General features: G+C 70.3%; 13 protein-coding genes and 3 pseudogenes. 8 read left to right on the forward strand and 8 right to left on the reverse strand.

The window, feature by feature from the left end; all coding sequences use genetic code 11:
* Positions 1-384: 384 nt before the first annotated feature.
* From ureA to ACSNOK_RS06440, 6 genes and pseudogenes are all read left to right on the forward strand, one after another.
* Positions 385-1062 (forward strand): annotated as a pseudogene (gene ureA / locus ACSNOK_RS06415) (urease subunit gamma); the annotation flags it as partial.
* Positions 1063-1125: 63 nt separating this feature from the next.
* Entirely contained in the window at positions 1126-3210 is a 2085-nt protein-coding gene (gene ureC / locus ACSNOK_RS06420; protein WP_436779606.1) for an urease subunit alpha, read from the forward strand.
* Positions 3211-3272: 62 nt separating this feature from the next.
* Entirely contained in the window at positions 3273-3947 is a 675-nt protein-coding gene (locus ACSNOK_RS06425; protein WP_436779594.1) for an urease accessory protein UreF, read from the forward strand.
* Between the two features lie 53 nt (positions 3948-4000).
* Positions 4001-4696 (forward strand): urease accessory protein UreG, encoded by a 696-nt coding sequence (ureG, locus tag ACSNOK_RS06430; RefSeq protein WP_436779595.1) that lies wholly within the window; start codon positions 4001-4003, stop codon positions 4694-4696.
* A complete protein-coding gene (locus ACSNOK_RS06435) occupies positions 4693-5484 on the forward strand; it encodes an urease accessory protein UreD (protein WP_436779596.1) in 792 nt (263 codons plus the stop codon). Before ureG ends, ACSNOK_RS06435 begins: the two co-directional genes overlap by 4 nt.
* Before the next feature lie 555 nt (positions 5485-6039).
* Positions 6040-6477: a hypothetical protein gene (locus ACSNOK_RS06440; RefSeq protein WP_436779597.1), complete on the forward strand. Its 438-nt coding sequence runs from the start codon at positions 6040-6042 to the stop codon at positions 6475-6477.
* A 47-nt stretch (positions 6478-6524) separates the two neighbouring features.
* Here the strand turns inward: ACSNOK_RS06440 and ACSNOK_RS06445 are convergent, their stop codons facing one another.
* The 7 genes and pseudogenes from ACSNOK_RS06445 to ACSNOK_RS06475 form a co-directional block, all read right to left on the reverse strand.
* Positions 6525-6800, reverse strand: a complete 276-nt coding sequence (locus ACSNOK_RS06445) for a polyprenyl synthetase family protein (protein ID WP_436779598.1) — start codon at positions 6798-6800, stop codon at positions 6525-6527.
* Between the two features lie 134 nt (positions 6801-6934).
* Positions 6935-7216 (reverse strand): annotated as a pseudogene (locus ACSNOK_RS06450) (transposase); the annotation flags it as partial.
* Between the two features lie 74 nt (positions 7217-7290).
* Positions 7291-7881, reverse strand: coding sequence for a hypothetical protein (locus tag ACSNOK_RS06455; RefSeq protein ID WP_436779599.1), 591 nt, complete (start codon positions 7879-7881; stop codon positions 7291-7293).
* Positions 7878-12233 carry a DUF6531 domain-containing protein gene (locus ACSNOK_RS06460; protein ID WP_436779600.1) on the reverse strand — a complete coding sequence of 1452 codons (4356 nt, stop codon included), beginning with the start codon at positions 12231-12233 and terminating at the stop codon, positions 7878-7880. Before ACSNOK_RS06460 ends, ACSNOK_RS06455 begins: the two co-directional genes overlap by 4 nt.
* Entirely contained in the window at positions 12230-12601 is a 372-nt protein-coding gene (locus ACSNOK_RS06465; RefSeq protein WP_436779607.1) for a hypothetical protein, read from the reverse strand. Before ACSNOK_RS06465 ends, ACSNOK_RS06460 begins: the two co-directional genes overlap by 4 nt.
* Before the next feature lie 222 nt (positions 12602-12823).
* Positions 12824-13071: pseudogene (locus tag ACSNOK_RS06470) on the reverse strand (transposase family protein); the annotation flags it as partial.
* Between the two features lie 150 nt (positions 13072-13221).
* Entirely contained in the window at positions 13222-13950 is a 729-nt protein-coding gene (locus ACSNOK_RS06475) for a peptidyl-tRNA hydrolase (RefSeq protein ID WP_436779601.1), read from the reverse strand.
* A 78-nt stretch (positions 13951-14028) separates the two neighbouring features.
* Between ACSNOK_RS06475 and ACSNOK_RS06480 the strand changes: the two genes are divergently transcribed.
* Positions 14029-14859, forward strand: a complete 831-nt coding sequence (locus ACSNOK_RS06480) for an ABC transporter ATP-binding protein (protein ID WP_436779602.1) — start codon at positions 14029-14031, stop codon at positions 14857-14859.
* Complete coding sequence (locus ACSNOK_RS06485) at positions 14856-15521, forward strand: ABC transporter (RefSeq protein WP_436779603.1); 666 nt, start codon at positions 14856-14858, stop codon at positions 15519-15521. Before ACSNOK_RS06480 ends, ACSNOK_RS06485 begins: the two co-directional genes overlap by 4 nt.
* A 29-nt stretch (positions 15522-15550) precedes the next feature.
* Here the strand turns inward: ACSNOK_RS06485 and ACSNOK_RS06490 are convergent, their stop codons facing one another.
* Positions 15551-16411 carry a polysaccharide deacetylase family protein gene (locus ACSNOK_RS06490; RefSeq protein ID WP_436779604.1) on the reverse strand — a complete coding sequence of 287 codons (861 nt, stop codon included), beginning with the start codon at positions 16409-16411 and terminating at the stop codon, positions 15551-15553.
* Between the last annotated feature and the right edge of the window lie 159 nt (positions 16412-16570).

Below are 16570 nucleotides of genomic sequence, written 5' to 3' on the forward strand. Positions count from 1 at the left end.
CGGACCGCCGGTTGGATGAAGTCGGCCGGCCGACGGCTGATCGAGGCCGCTGGTCGCGGGGCACGCGAAGGGCACCCCGTCGCTCCGGGCGAGAGCGGTCCGCACGATCGCGCGGCGCGCGTTGTCGCGCGTACCGCTGCTGCGGTCACGCAGTGCCGGCCGTCACTCATACGAGGGGAGCGGGCCGGTACGCCGTTTGGGGTGGTCTTGGCATGCTCAGGATCCACTGGTGAGGATCGGACCGGTGGCCGCGGAGACGCTACTGCGCCGAAGGCGTGTGCGGCGGAGCTGTGAAGGCTCCCGCCCGGGCTGTTGAGGGTGCGAGGTCCCGGCTCACGGGCCTCAGGGCGATGGCTCTGGGGAGGGCGATCAGTGGGTGAGGTTATGCATCTGACTCCACACGAACAAGAGCGCCTGATGATCCACGCGGCGGCGGGTGTCGCCAGGGAACGCATGACCGGGACGCCACCAAGGCCGCTCAACTACCCAGAGGTCGTCGCGCTGTTGAGCGCGCATGTCCTCAAGGGGGCCCGAGAGGGCAAGACCGTCGCTCAGCTGATGAAGTCCGGGAGGGAGGACGTGCTGACGGGCGTGAAGGTCATGTCGGGCGTCCCCGAGATGGTCGACTACGTGCAGGTGGAAGCGACCTTCCCTGACGGCACGAAGCTCGTCACGATCCGCGACCCCGTCTTCGACCCGGACCCGCGGTGCAGGGTCGGGCCGGCTGTCCATCCGGGTGAGGTGCGGTACTCCGAGAAGGACGGCGACGAGACGGTGGTCCACAACAAGCAACTCGTGGACGACAACAGGGTCGAGCGCGTGATCGTCGTCAACAAGGACAGGAACAAGCGCCCGGTCCAGGTCGGTTCGCACTACCACTTCTTCGAGGCCAACGACGGGCTGGAGTTCCAGGACGTCGACGGTGCCACGGTGTCACGTGATGTCGCCCTGGGCATGCGTCTCAACGTCCCGGCCGGCAGCTCCGTCCGCTTCGACTGGAACGATCCCCAAGAGGTAGAGCTCGTACCCATTCTGGGTGACCGCAAAGTCCACGGCCTGCGCGAGAAGACCAAGGACACGCCGATTCCGCCGCTTCCTTCCGTATCGACGGGGGGCCGGCCGACGATCCCTGAACGCACGGTCTTCTCCCCCCTGTCGCGCAAGGAGTACGCGGAGCGGTTCGGCCCGACGGTCCGTGACCGTATCCGCCTCGCCGACACCGATCTGTGGATCCGCATCGAGGACGACTGGTGCGGCGGTCCCGACCACAGCGGCAACGAGATGATCTTCGGCGGCGGGAAGGTGATCCGTGAGTCGATGGGACAGTCCATCACGCCACGCGACCCGTGCCGGGAAACCGCACCCGACGGGACGCACGAAGACTGCGTGCCGCCCGCCGCCCCGGGCAACTCCCCCGTCGACCCGGACAAACCCCCCACCGGCGACGCGACCCACCCTCCCGACACGGTGATCACCGGTGCCGTCATCCTGGACCACTGGGGCATCGTCAAGGCCGATGTGGCCATCCGCGACGGCTACATCACCGCGCTCGGCAAGGCGTACAACCCCGAGACCATGGACAAGATCCACGACGGGGCCGTTTCCGGCGATGGCCGGCCCGTGCCCACGGATTTCGTCATCGGGCCGGAGACGGAGGTCATCTCGGGCAACGGCAAGTTCCTCACCGCCGGCGGGATCGACACGCACGTCCACTTCACCTGCCCCGAGCAGATCGGCGAGGCGCTGGCGTCGGGTGTCACCACGCTCATCGGCGGGGGTACGGGGCCGGCGGACGGCAGTACCTCCACTACCGTCACGCCCGGCGCCTGGCACCTTGAGCGGATGTTCGAGGCGCTGGACGCCTTCCCGGTCAACATCGGGCTGCTCGGCAAGGGCTCCACCATGTCCAAGGAGTCCATGTACCACCAGTTGAACGCCGGCATCATCGGCTTCAAGATCCACGAGGACTGGGGGGCCACCCCGGCCGCCCTCAAGGCGTGTCTGGAGGTCTGCACCGAGGCGAACGCCGTCGACGTCCAGATCGCCCTGCACGCCGACTCGATGAACGAAGCGGGGTTCTTCGAGAGCACCCAGCTCACCATCCAGGGCCATTCCATCCATGTCTTCCACGTCGAGGGCGCGGGCGGCGGCCACGCCCCCGACATGATCAAAATGGTGTCCGAGGAGAAGGTGCTGCCCGCCTCCACCAATCCCACCCGGCCGCTGACCGTCAACACGGTCAAGGAACACCTCGACATGCTGATGATCGCCCATCATCTGAATCAGCAGGTCAATGAGGACCGGGTCTTCGCGGAGTCGCGGATCAGGCCCTCCACGATGGCCGCCGAGGACATCCTGCATGACATGGGCGCCATCTCGATCATGTCGTCGGACTCCCACGCCATGGGCCGTATCGGCGAGATGATCACACGCACCTGGCAGACCGCGCACGTCATGAAGAAGCACCGGGGCATCCTGGAGAAGGACAGGGAGGGCCTCCCGGCGGACGCCACGGCCGCCCGGATCGCCGACGCCGAGCTCGCCGACAACCACCGGGTCCGGCGGTACGTCGCGAAGTACACGATCAATCCGGCGCTCGCCCACGGCATCGACGACTACGTCGGATCCGTGAAGACCGGCAAGCTGGCGGACCTGGTGCTGTGGGAGCCGAAGTTCTTCGGGGTCAAGCCGCACCGGGTGATCAAGGGAGGCCAGATCGCCTACGCGCAACTGGGCGACGCCAACGCCTCCATCACCACCCCGCAGCCGGTCCTGCCCCGCGCCGTGTGGGGCGCCGCGGGCCGGGCGCCCGGCGCCACCTCGTACAACTTCGTCAGCAAGCGGGCCATCACCACCAAGCTGCACGAGCGGCTCACGCTGGGCAAGAAATTCGCGCCCGTCAAAAGCACACGCGGCGTCTACAAGAACCGGATGGAGGAGAACGACGTCAGGCCCAAGGTCCACGTCGGCTCCGAAACGTTCTACGTGACCGTCGGCGGCGCGACGGAGGACGACGTGTACGCGCGAGTCGAAAACCAGGACGCCGACTATCCGGTCGATCTTGACGATCAACTCGACAAGAACGATCCGCGCTTCCCGAAGGAACCGAATTATGAAGGCGATCCGCACTGGCCCTACGACGACCATCCGGTCTATGCGATCGATCCGCCTGAGCTCCTGCCCATGGCGCAGCGGTACTTCCTCTTCTGAGGGACGCTGACCTCCCGCAGGAAAAGCCTGGCGAGCCGCGGCGAAAGGGTGAGGTGCGGACGATGAACCGTGCCGCGTTGTTCGTGCTGGCCGACGGCCGCTTTCCCGCCGGAGGGCACGCGCACTCCGGCGGGGCCGAAGCGGCCGTGGCCGCGGGCCGCATCCGCGATGCCCGCTCGCTCCAGGACTTCTGCCTCGGGCGGCTGCACACCGTCGGCCTGGTCGCGGCGGCGCTGGCCGCCGCGGCCGCCTCAGGCCACGATCCGCTGGTGCTGGAGGAGGCCGCCGACGCCCGCACACCGGTACCGGCCCTGCGGGAGACAGCCCGCAGGCTGGGGCGGCAGATGATGCGGGCCGCCCGCGCGACGTGGCCCTCGGCCGAGCTGGACGCGCTGGCCGCGGCCCGGCCGCGGGGCGCGCACCAGCCGCTGGTACTGGGGCTCGCGGCGCGCTCGGCCGGACTGGCACCGCTGGACGCCGCGTACGCGGCCGCCTACGAAACCGTCAGCGGGCCGGCCACCGCGACGGTCCGGCTGCTGAGCCTCGACCCCTTCGACGCCACCGTGGTCCTGGCCCGCCTCGCCGGCGACCTCGACCATGTGGCCGTGGAGGCCACCGCCGCCGCCGGACGCCTCCGCGAGAAGGGGATCAGCGCACTGCCGGCCGCCGGCGCGCCGCTGCTGGACATCTCCGGGCAGCAGCACGCCGCCTGGCCGGTGCGCCTGTTCGCCTCCTGACCCGCACACCGACGACCGTCACGCAGCACCGCGAGAGTTCGGAGGGCGACCTGATGCACCTCGACCACGCAGAGACATTCCCCCAGCGCCACACGCACAGCGCGGAATCGCAGCTCCCGGACGGCACCCGGCGTGCCCTGCGCATCGGCCTGGGCGGGCCGGTCGGCTCGGGCAAGACCGCCACCGTCGCCGCCCTGTGCCGGGCGCTGCGGGACGAGCTGTCCATCGCGGTGGTCACCAACGACATCTACACCCGCGAGGACGCCGCGTTCCTGCTCCGCGAGGCGGTCCTGCCACCCGAGCGGATCGCCGCGGTGGAGACCGGCGCCTGCCCGCACACCGCCATCCGCGACGACATCTCCGCCAACCTCGAAGCGGTCGAGAGCCTCCAGGACACCATCGGCTCCGGCCTCGACCTGGTGTTGGTGGAGTCCGGCGGCGACAACCTCACCGCCACCTTCTCCCGGGGCCTGGTCGACCACCAGATCTTCATCATCGACGTGGCCGGCGGCGACGACATCCCCCGCAAGGGCGGCCCCGGCGTCACCACCGCCGACCTCCTCGTCGTCAACAAGACCGACCTCGCCCCCTACGTCGGCTCCGACCTGCAGAGCATGGCCCGCGACGCCCGGGCCCAGCGCGGCGAACTGCCCGTCGCCTTCACCAGTATCAAGGCCGAGGACGGCGTGCGGCCGGTCGCCGACTGGGTCCGCGCACGCGTCACCGACTGGGCCACGGCCTCCGCATGACCCTGGCCGGCGGGCACGCCTCATCCGTCCCCCGGCAGGCCGCCGCGGGCGTGCACGCCACCGCCCGCATCGTGGCGGCGGCCCAGGGCGACACCACCGTCCTGCCCGTCCTCGACGGCGAAGGCCCCTTCGACGTGCGGGGCCTGCACCCGCACGGCCACCAGGCGCGGGTATGCGTCATCGGCGCCATGATCGCCCCACTCGGCGGCGACCGGTTGCGGATCGAAGCCACCGCCCGGCGCGGCGCCGCCCTGCACATCACCACCGCCGCCGCGACCCTCGCCCTGCGCGGCCCGACCACCGAACACGCCACCTACGACGTGCACCTGACCGTGGAAGAACACGCACAGCTGCACTGGCTGCCCAAAGCGCTGATCTGCACGGCCGGCAGCAATCTGCGCCAGAGCTGGACCATCGACCTCGCCCCCACCGCACGGCTCGTGCTGCGCGAGGAACAAATCCTCGGGCGCGCCGGCGAGCCCTCCGGCCATCTGCTCACCCGGCTCACCCTCCGGCGCGGCGGGCGCACCTTGCTGGACCAACAGGCCGAATACGGGCCCGGCATACCAGGCTGGGACGGCCCGGCCGTCCTCGCCGGTTACCGCGCGACCGGGCAGATCCTCATCGTCGACCCCGCCTTCGAAGACAAGCCCCCCGCCACCCGCCTGCTCGGCGGCGCCCCGGAAAACGGCCAGGGCGTACTGGCACCACTCGCCGGCCCGGCCACACTGGCCACCGCCGTCGCCCCGGACAGCCTGCGCCTGCGCCGTCTCCTGGACACCGCGTAGGGGCAGGAGAGAGCGAGTGCGGTCACAGAACGCCCGCGCCGACCAACGCGATCTCGACGCACACCGCGCACACCGGCACAGGAAGCCCGCCTACGATCTTCCCGCCCACCAATCGCCCGCCCCCGCGTCGGGAGCACAGGCAGCCCGGCTACGGGCGTCGCAGGCGCGGGAGGGGGCAGTAGCGCTCGCCGCCTTCGGCTGCGATCGTTGCGGAGCCGGGGGCGATTTCACTCAGGTACAGGATGGTGCATTGTGCTGTGACCTGCGTACCATCTGTGATCAACTCGTGGCTGCGGTCATGTGAGGATCTGGTCCTCAGAGAGCGATGGACCCCTACCGGGCGCGGTCGTCCGCGAGGAGTTGAGAACGGCCGATCCTGTTGGTCACGGGGTGCGATGATCGGCCGGTGATGAGATGGGTGGGGGCTCCCCTGGCTGTACGCCACAGACGGCAGGCAGATGAGGTGCGGACATCGTGCGCTCTTCCAGCGGCCGCGATGTGTACCTCCGGAACCTGTCCTTGCGGCTTCCCGTGATGCGCGTGCGAGGTGCTCGGGTGACCAGGGGAACTGTCCCCCTCTTCTCGCGGCGCAACGGACCGTTGAAGAGTCACGCGACCCAGGTGGTGGGGGCGTTGCGGGCCGCTGAGGCCGAACTGGACAAGGATGCGCAGAAGGCGGCGCGCGACCTCGCGCGTATGGCGTTGACGATCAGTGAGCGGTATGCCCTGGGGCAGATCGGAGCGCTCTTGGACGAGCGTGACCTCAAACCACCACGCCGGATGGGCGACGCGTTGCGCCTATCCCTCACAGCTGTCCTGGTCGCGGTAATGGTCATTGCGGCAGAGCGGCAGGGGGCGCCAGAGCCGGCCGCGATTGCCGCCGCTGTGGTGATCGCGGCGATCATCTATAGGAACGCTGCTGCTGGTGGAGTCGCTGGTGTCGGCTTGATCATCCTCGAGCTCCTGCTGGGCTTCTTCTTCCCCGGCAAGTAGCGGCTCTCGGGTGACGTACAGGTCCTGCACGGCGGCCGTCAACTGGCTCACCCCGCTGCACCGCCCAACGGTGGCGGAGCGGCGTTGAGGGCCTGGACCGCCAGGAAGAAGAGAGCGTCCCCGGCCGGAATCGTGGTCGGCACCCCCTCCTGGACCCACAGCGCGGGCCGCCCCTGGCGTAACCGGTCACCGTCGATGAGGTCATCGTGCAGCAAGGAGGCGTTGTGGACCAGTTCCACCGCCATCGCCGCTGGCAGCGCCAGCGGCCAGCGCAGGTCGCACCATCTTCCCCGCTGCCGCCTCCACCGGCGTCCCTGTCGCATCCCACGAGCCGAAATGCACTCCCACCGCGTGCCGGATACGGGATGGCAGCCCCTCAACCGTCTCCCGCAGCACCGGCAACGTCGCCATCCCGGCATCCGCCAGTACCTGCTGTGCGCTGCGCGCCGGCCGCGCCGATCTCGATCAGGCCTGCGGCGTCGAGCCGGTGCAGGACCGCCTCGTGTAGCCGGCCCCAGACGCCGGCACGCGACCAGATACAGGAACCGGCGATGGGCGGTCGACTTCGATATGCCGAAGCACGGCGGCAGAGTTCGCCAGGCACACACGCTGACCAGCACTAGATGATCGCGGCGAAGACCGTCTCATCAGGCGTGTCCTGCGTCCCACCACCTTATTGCCGCACCTTCGACGGCGGGATCAACGGCTTCGCTATCTCCCACAGCCCGTCCGGCACGATTCAGTCCCACGTTCCCCGCCCCATGCCCTGAACAGCGACGCCTCACCACATAGGACATGGTCTTAACTGAGCGCTCACAAGGCGATGGGCTCGTTCGCCAGCGAGCGCTCCCCCTGCCAGCGCTCCACGCGCTCCAGGACCATACGCCCCACCGAATGTGCCCCGCATGTGTATGCGAGCCAGTACAACTGCTCGCACCCGACCACCGGCTCACCACGGGTGTCCACCCAAAGGCTGACTGTCCCGCCGTCCGCCGACTCGGTCACGTCCCACCACAGCCAGCTTCTGTTCTCCGGGTCGAAGGTGAACAGCCACTCCTGCAGCCCCCACCGCTCCTCTTCCCGCTCGGACACGTACACGGAGGCGCCGGCCTCAGCGACCGCGTCGTCCGGACCGGGCTTCCGGCCGGCTCTGCGGCCGTGCTCACCGGACACTTCAGCGAACCAGTCCGGCACCGTCTCCGTCGGCAGTTCGTCCGCCTCCTCGAAGCCCGATTCCCCGGCGATGTTCAGCGCCGACCAGAGAACCGACCTCAGACGGCGGGCGTAGTCCTCGGGAGTGCCGTCGACAGCCACCTCGAAGCGGCCGAGGAGCCGTCCGGAGTCTTCCTCCGACGGCCTCTCGTGAACCCTCCGCAGTTCAATTTCCCTTTCCCGCCTGGTCATGAACCGTCTCCCTTGAGTACTTTCCCGGAGCCTGGGACTATCGCCTTCTCGAACTCTTCGAGCATGTTCGGGGGTATACCGTACAGACCGGGAGATACCTTGGGGTCGGCTATCTCCGGATGCGTCCGCCGGTAGATCTTCCATTCTTTCGCGCTGAGGTGCTTGAGGTCCTTGGGCTGACGCTGCCGAACTGCTGAGTCCCGGATCTTCTGAACGTACGACTCCGGGAGATCGAAGGCAATCACCTCGCCCGTACCGCCGCGGAACGTGAGCGAGTGCGATATGTCGCCACTCAGGTTGACGTACAGCTGTCCGTCCCCCTTGAGGCTGACGTTCCCGTTTGAGTCGACCGACAGTCGTTGACTGTCCGGATGTTCCGACTGTGCACGGTATCCAGGGGTGCAGGGCGTGAGACCGAGGGGGTCCACCCAAGCGAAGGGATTGTCTACGTACGCCTTCGGGTTGGGAGCGGGATCGAGGCCCAGAGGGTCATGGGTCAGATAGCACCCCGTCTCCGGGTCGTAGTGACGGAAATAGTTGTAGTGCAGGCCGGTTTCGGCGTCGTAGTACTGGCCGGGGAAACGCAAGGGACACTCGGTACCGGAATCCGGCGGAGCGGGAAGAAGGGTGCCCCACAGACCGGTGCGGCGCTGCCAGACCAGCTCGCCGTCCGGCGTCACCAGCTCCGTCGGCGTCCCGATCAGGTCCGTGACGACCGCGTGAAAACGCGTGCCTCCATCACCCTCGGAATTCCCGGAGAAGTGAGAGATCAGAGACTTCTCCGCGGCACAGGTGACCACCGCTTGGTGATCGGTCTGGGCCAGGGGCCGATACGTGCCCGGGGCGTAGTCCCACGTGGTGGTCCGGCCGTCCGCAGCCGTCTGCTCGGCGAGGCGCGTGCCCTCCCATGCGAACGTGACCGCTTCCGCCGGCGAGCCGTCGTCCGACATGCGGTGCTTGGACACGCGGCGGCCGAGCGGGTCGTACGCGTACCGCCACTGCTCGCCGTCCGGCGTGACCACAGACGTCAGACGGTCCTCCGCGTCCCAGCAGTACGTCCACGTGCGGGACTGGCCGCTGAGGAGCTTGCGGGTCTTGCGTACCAGCCGGCCTTGAGCGTCGTGCTCGTACGTCGTGCGGCCGGCCTTACGGACCACGCCGGCCTCGAAACCCCGCTTGCCCGGCGCGCCATGGGCGGGGGCGGAGGCATGAGTGAGGTTGCCCGCCGTGTCATAGGCGTAGGTCTCCGTCCAGCCGTGGGCCCGTACGCCGGTGACACGGCCCGCAGTGTCCAGGTCGAAGCGACGGGTGCCCGACGTCAGTTCACGGATCTCGGCAAGGTGACCGTCCTCCCGGTACGCGTAGGAGCGGTGCTGGAGGAGGCGGTCGGCCTCCGGGTGGTGGCCGGTGACGCTCTGCGCGGTCAGGCGGTCCGCCGAGTCCCAAGTCTGGGTGAGGGTCACCCCCTCACCCAGATGGCGTTCCGTCTCACGGCCCACCGCGTCGTAGACGAAGGTCAGGGAACCGGCCTCGCTGCGCAGCTCGGTCGCACGTCCCGCCGCGTCGTACGTCCACTCCGTCCGCAGGCCCGACGGCGTGGTGCGCTGAGTGCGGCGCCCCAAGAGGTCATACGCGTAGAGGAACGCCCGGCCGTTGACGGCCTCCGACACCACGCGGCCCAGCGCGTCGCGCTCGAAGACGACCTCGGCTTCCCTGTCGGCCGTTCGGGCCAGCCGGCCCGACCCGTCGTACGCCCAGGTGGTGACGCTCTGCTGTGACCCCGCGCTCTGCTCGATGGTGCGGCCGAGCACATCCCTGCTGAAGCGGACCGTCTCGCCCGCGCCGTTGGTGCGGGATTCCAGTTGCCCCGCCGCGTCGTGGACATAGGTGAGGCGGCGGCCGCTGAAGTCGGTCTCAGCGGTCAGACGACCGGCTTCGTCGTACTCGTACGACCAGCTGAATGCTTGTGGGTTGGTCACGCTCACGAGACGCAGTTCGGTGTCGTAGGCGAAGTCATACGTCGCACCGTCGGATCCGGTCCGAGACGTGGGCAGGTCGAAGGGGCCGTAGGCGTGCTCGGTGGTGTTACCCGCCGGGTCGGTGTGGGTGAGGAGGTTGCCCTCGCCGTCCCAGGTCCAGGTCTCGCGCCTGCCATCGGGGAAGACGCGACTGCGTGGCTTGCCCTCGGTCGTCCACTCCATACGCGTCGTCTGGCCCAGGGAGTCGACGGCCTCGGCTATCCGGCCGAAGGCGTCGCGGCGGATCGTCATGACGTTGCCGAGGGGGTCCGTAACGGTCAAGGGCAGACCGGCGGCATCGCAGGTGATTCGGCGGGTGTGGCCCAACGCGTCAGTGACGGAGACGAGCCCTCCGGAGGCGTCGTACGCATAGTGCGTTTCGGCGCCGGTCGGATCGGTCGTGGTGAGGAGGTTTCCCCTCTCGTCGTACGCGTGGCGCCAGGTGGCCCCGCCTGCACCCGTGACCTCGATCGGTCGGCGGAGACCATCGTGAGACGCCAGGACGGTGCTTCCGTCAGGCAGGGTGATCTCGGCCAGGTTGCCTGTCTCGTCGTAGGCGTAGCGGGTCGTACGACCGAGCGGGTCGGTGCGGGAGAGGATATTTTCGCCCCGGGAATCCCACTCAGTGTGCGTGGTGTGCCCCAACGGGTCGACTTCCTCGACGACATGGCCGTCGGCGTCCCAGCGATAGAAGCTCTGCCGGCCCAGCGAACTGGTGACCGTCGTCGTCCGCGATCCGTCCCCGTACTCCAGCGTTCCCGAAAGGAAGCCGTCGCTGCCCTCCGTGCGCACGACGCGCCCGCGCTCGTCGTAGACGTAGCCGTACGACGTGCCGTTGCGGTCGGTCCACGAGGTGACGCGGCCCTCGGCGTCGTACGTGAACCGCAGCGGCTTGCCGCTGGAGTTGACGACCTCGGTGAGGTTGCCCGCGTCGTCGTAGCCGTAGCGGACCAGGAGCGTGCCGCCGCCGGGCGTCTGCTGGGGCTCGTACTGCGACGGTGCCTGGTCGAGCAGCCGCAGGGCGGTGACGCGCGGGCCGTCGGTGTCGACCGCCACGTAGTAGCCGCCCGAGTGCCGGATGGCGGTCGGGGTGCCGCTCAGGGTGCGCTCAATGTCGACGCGCATCCCGTTGCGGTCCTGCACGCTCTCCAGCGGCAGCTGGGCCGCGCCCGGGACCGCGCAGGGCGCGGGGTGGGCGAAGGTGCGGACGACGCCGCTGTACGGCTCGGTGACGGTCATCATGCCGTCCGGCGTGCCGTCCCACTCCAAGGGCCACCGCGGGCCCTTGACCGGCAGGACCGGCTCGCCGGGTACGGGAATCGGATAGACGAGCCGCATGCCGTCGGCGGCCGCGAAGACCACGCCCTCGGGGTCCAGCTGGACGCGCTCGTCGAGCGTGGAGGCCCAGGTCGGGCCGAACCAGTTGCCGGCCCGGTACGACGACACGTGCGTGCGCTCGACGACGAGCGGCAGGGCGCCCGGCAAGGTGACGTCGGTCTGCGGCAGCAGCATCGCGCCGGTGGCGACGTCGATGGGGTCGAGTTCACACTTGATCTGCGAGGGGAGGCGGGCCGCCGCACCGAACTCCTCCGCCAGGCCGGGTCGGACGCCGTTGAGCAGGTTGCGGACGCCTCCCGCCTCGGCCGCGTTCTTCGCGAAGCTTCCGGCACCGCCGAACGCGCCGCCGAAGAGCATGCCGTCCTTGACGGACGTGTCGGCCTCGCCCCAGTCGAAGTCCTTCTGCAGGCCCAGGGAGATCTTCATCGGCTGGGCCACCGCGAGGTCCACGGTCACCGCTTCCAGCCCGCCGAACGCGGCCGCGGCCAACGTGAACCCGGCGATCTCGGCCACCGTCGTGGTCACCGCGATCCCCACGGACGCGCCGCCGGCGATGATCGCCTCGGCGGCCGCAGCGGCCGCGCCCGACAGGGCACCTCCGGTGGCTATCGCCAGGGCGACGCCCGTCGCCAGCACCGCCAGGTCGACGGAGATCTTCTCCCACAGCTCTTCCATCGCGTGGTCGATCGCGGCGGCCATCTTGTCGCACGCCTTCGCCATCTCCTTGGCGGCATCGGAGACGTCACTGAGCCATCCGGCGTCCTTGCCCTTGGCGTAGCGACCCCAGAAGGTCTCGAACGCCTCGATCGCCTCACCCTTGTTGTCATGGATGAGGGCGCCGGCCGTGTTGTTGACCGGGCCGCGGATGTCGTCGACACTCTCCGCGAACGCCCGCCACGCCTTCGCGGCCTTACGCAGCTTCGCCGCGTCCCCGTCTGGCCAGTACAGGCCCATGTGGTGGACGAGGAAGCTTTGGACCTTGTGCTTGAGACTCATTCGCCGGACTTGCCCGCGTCCTGCCGCCCGCCGCCCTTGACGCCCTTCTTGCTGAACATCGAGCCGATCAGCTTGTCGTTGTCGACGTGTCCGTCGGACATGTCCGCCATCGCCTCGTGAATGCTGGCGAGTCCGTCGATGAGGATTTTCGTGGCGTTCTCTATCTTCTTGCGCGCCGGCGTGTAACCCTTCGCGAATTGCTTGCCCTGTTCGTCCTCACCCCACGGGGCCCCGAGGCCGTCCAGTGTGGTGGTCAAAGTGGTCAGAGCCTCGCGAAGCTTTCCACTCTGTTCACTGAACGTCGGCGCTGAGGACTTCAGGTCCTCCGCCTTGATGTCCAGGACCTTTCCGCTGCCGGCCTCGCTCACGGCAGTGCCTCCCCGTTCGATGCCCCGTGATGGGACCATCAAGACTAAGGTGTTGTCGATCAGCCCTCGATCATTCAACGGCGAATAGCGAACAAAGAACGATATGTGCGGTGTGATACCCGGCACATGAGGGCTCGGCCCCTGGGCGCGCCATCCATGGCCCCGCCCCGGGAGTGCGGCATGTCGACGCCGAATCCCCCGTGGCCAGCTTTCGGCGGCGCCTCCGTCGCCCGTGAGACGGCAGTCCCGCAGGATCTTCCAGTTCTTCATGCGGGCGAAGGCGTGCTCGACGCGGGCCCGGACCCGCCGGTGAGAGGTGTTGTGCTGTTCTTCCGGTCGGGTAGCCGGTCCTGCCCGGCCTAACGGCGGTGGGGCATGCGGGCGCCGGTGTCCTGGTAACCGCCGTCGGTGAGGACGGTCGCGTTGCCGCAGGCGTCCTTGATGCCGGAGTCGGCGAAGGCGGTGCAGTCGGTCGCGCATGCTCGGTGCCAGTGACACTGCGAGTGTCTGGCGTCCGCACTCACGAACGGCGCCAACACTCCGGCGCTCGGTCTCGGTACTGTCGCAGAACGATCAGGCCGCAGACCCCCTGCTCGTTCTCCAGACGCGCAGGTGACCTTTTACGGTCGTTGCAGGCGCCCAACCGGGCAGTAGCGCTCGCCGCCTTCAACTGCAAGAGTTAGCCCGGGGGCGATTTCCGTGAAGCCGGCGTCGTGGACGACCGGGAGGCCGCTCGTCGTCAGTTCCGGCCAGCGGGCGGGGTCGGCGGTGCGGACGGAGAGGGGGAAGCCGTCCTCGCGCCACGCCTTGCGGGCCGTGTCGTCCAGGCGCCACCAGGCCAGTTGGGCGCCGTGGCCGGCCTGGGCCATGGCCTTGCCGGCGGACATCTCCAGGTCCGGGTTCAGCCAGAGCACCGGTCGTTCCGGGTCGGCCGGGCCGGGGGCGGCGGGGTCGTCCAGGTCGGTGCCCGACACCTGGAGCTTCACCAGCTCCGGCGGCCAGCCGTCGAGCGGGACGGGCGGGAAGACCCGTACCTCGGCCGTCTCGCCCGTCACCGTGATCCCGGGCAGTGCCGAGGCCCGGCGCCACTCCGCCCCCCGGGCCCGGCGGACGACCTTGCGGATCCGGGCGTCCTGCCAGTCCCGGACCGCCTGCGCCCACTCGCCCTCCGCGGTGGAACGCTCGTCCGACAGCAGGACGAGCACCGCGCGGGCCGCCGTCTCCAGGGCGTCGGTACGGGCCGGCGGGGCGGTCTTCTCGATCCGTACCACCAGGGGCAGGACGAACTGCGGCGCGGTGTCGCGGGGGTCGCTGGAATCGGCCGGGATGCCGGCTTCGGAGCTGGTCACGGACCCAGTCTGCCAGCCGTCCGCCGCGACCCCGGGGCCGCTATGGTGATCAGGGAATCGGGGAGGGGTGGGGATCCTGTGGAACTCCGTGACGTCGGGCGCCGGTACGGCGTGCGCGGCCGGTGGGTGCTCAGGGACGTCGGGCTGAAGGTGCCGGGCGGCACGCTGCTGCGGATCGAGGGCGGCAGCGGCAAGTCCACGCTGCTGCGGCTGCTGGCCGGCGTCGACGCCCCCAGCGCCGGTCGGATCACCGGCCGGCCCCGCACCGCGTACGTTCCGGAACGCTTTCCCGCGGCGCTGCCGCTCACCGCCCTCGGCTACCTCACCCGCCTCGGCCGCATCCACGGTCTCGGCCGGCGCGCGGCCGGCCGCGCCGCCGGGGAGTGGCTCGAACGCTTCGGCGCCGGCCGGTACGCCCACACGCCGCTGCGGGAGCTCTCCAAGGGCACGGCCCAGAAGGTCGCCGTCGCTCAGGGCCTGGTCGGCGCGCCCGCGTTGCTCGTCCTCGACGAGGCGTGGACCGGGCTCGACCGCGACTCCCGCGATGTCCTCGACCGGGCCGTGCTCGACCGCGTCGCCGACGGGGGCGCCGTCGTCTTCGTCGACCACGATCCACGGCGGTTGGCCGGGGCGTGCCGCGCGGTCCGGCGGGTGGAGGCGGGACGGCTCGTCGCCGTCGCGCCGGACGCGGCGGCCGGCCCTCGTGTCCGGATCGAGGCGGAGGGTGCCGGGCCGCCGCCCGAGCGGCTGCCCGGCGCACCGGTCCGCGAACCGCTCCCCGGCGGCGTCCGGTTCACCGTCGCCGCCGCCGACTCCGACGCGCTGCTCCACGCCCTGCTCACCACCGCACCGCCCTGGCACATCCGCTCGGTGACCGCCGTGCCCGCCCCGGAGGAACCGCACCGATGACCGCCCTGCTGCGCTACCAGGCCGCGCTGCTGCTCCGCTCCCACCGCTGGCTCCCGCCGCTGATGCTGTACGCCGTCCTTCTCGGGATCGGGGTACGGCCCGGGGAGCCCGTCCTCGACTCCTTCGGGCTCGCCGCCGGCCTCCTGCTGCCGGTGGCCGCCTGGCTGGTACGGGTGTGCGTCACCAACGAACCGGACGCCGCCCGGGACTGCGCCGCCGCGGCGGCCGGGCCGTGGCGTGTCCACCTGGCCGGGGTGCTGACCGCCCTGTTCGCGTCGCTCGTCCTGGCGGCGGCCGGGACCGCGGTCGTGGCGCTGCTGTCGGATCCGCACGCCTCGGGCCGGCGGGTGGCCGTGCCGCTGGGGCCGGCCGTCGGCGCGGGGCTCACGGCCGCCGCGAGCTGCGCGCTGCTCGGTACGGCCGTCGGCGCCCTCTGCAACCGGCCGCTGCTGCGCAGTACGGCCCGGTCCGTACCCGCCACCGTGCTGGCCGTGTTCCTGGTGCTGCTGCCCGGCGGCTCGCCCGCCAACGCCGCCGTCACCGAGCTGGTCAGCGGCTCGCGCAGCGGGGAGGTCAGCTGGCCGCTGCTGCCGCTGGCCGTCGCGGCGGTGTTCGCGGCGGGGGCGGCGGCGGTGGCGTGCGCGCTGAGCTCCCGGCGGTGACCGGCTCCCCGGGGGGGGGGCTCCCGGAGTCAGCCGCCGGCGATCAGGTCGGAGACGCGGACGAGCTCGTAGCCGCGTTCCCGGAGCCGGGGGACGATCGTCCGGACCGCCGCCTCGGTGGCCGGTGCCGCGCTGCGCGTGCAGTGCATCACCACGACCGAGCCGGGCCGGACCTTCGCCAGCACCTCGTCCGCCACCGGCCCGGGCCGCTTGGCGAACGCGTCGCCGCTTATCACGTCCCACTGCACGGCCGTCACCTTCGCCGGGCCCAACTCCTTCAGCACGGACGGGTTGTGGCACCCGCCCGGGAAGCGGAAATAGGGCACGGTCCGCTCGACTCCGGCGCGCCGGAACGCGGCGAACGCCTTCTCCACGTCCGCCCGGGCCCCGCCCTTCACCGGCGGCAGGCCGTAGCAGGGGGACGCGAACGCGTGGTGGCTGTACGAGTGGTTGGCGACCTCGAAGAGCGGGTCCGCGCCGATCGACCGCGCCTGGTCCGGGTACTGCTCGGCCCATCGGCCCGTCATGAAGATCGTCGCGGGCGCGTGGAGTCGGCGGAGGGTGGCGATGAGGGCGGGGTTGTCGAAGTGCTCGCCGCGTTTGGCGCGGGGGCCCTGATCGGACGTCATGTCGGCGTCGAAGGTGAGTGCTACGCGTTTGCCGTGGTCGCGGCGGCCGTGTGAGAAGAGGGGCGCTGCGCCCGCTTTGCCCGGGGGGAGGGTCGGGGCGGTCGTGGGCGACGGTTTCGCCGTGGCGGCGGCTACCGGTGTCGGCTTGCTGCCGGGGGCGGTGGTTTCCGCTGCTTCGCTGTTGGCGTTGCCGCCGCAGGCGGTTGCGCAGCAGAGGAGGGTGAGGGTGAGGGCGAGGAGGGGGCGGGGTATGCGGGCCACGGTGGGACGTTACCCCGGCGGGGGGTTGCCCCAGTCCCGCCCCTTCGCCGATTCCTGGGGCTGCCGCCCCAGACCCCGCTTGTCGCGGCTTCGCCGCTCGTCCTCAAACGCCGGACGGGCTGACATGCGCGCCCAGGGCGCCCTATTCAGCCCGTCCGG

Source organism: Streptomyces sp. URMC 126 (genome assembly GCF_051386555.1).
In the GTDB taxonomy this organism is placed as follows: Bacteria; Actinomycetota; Actinomycetes; order Streptomycetales; family Streptomycetaceae; genus Streptomyces.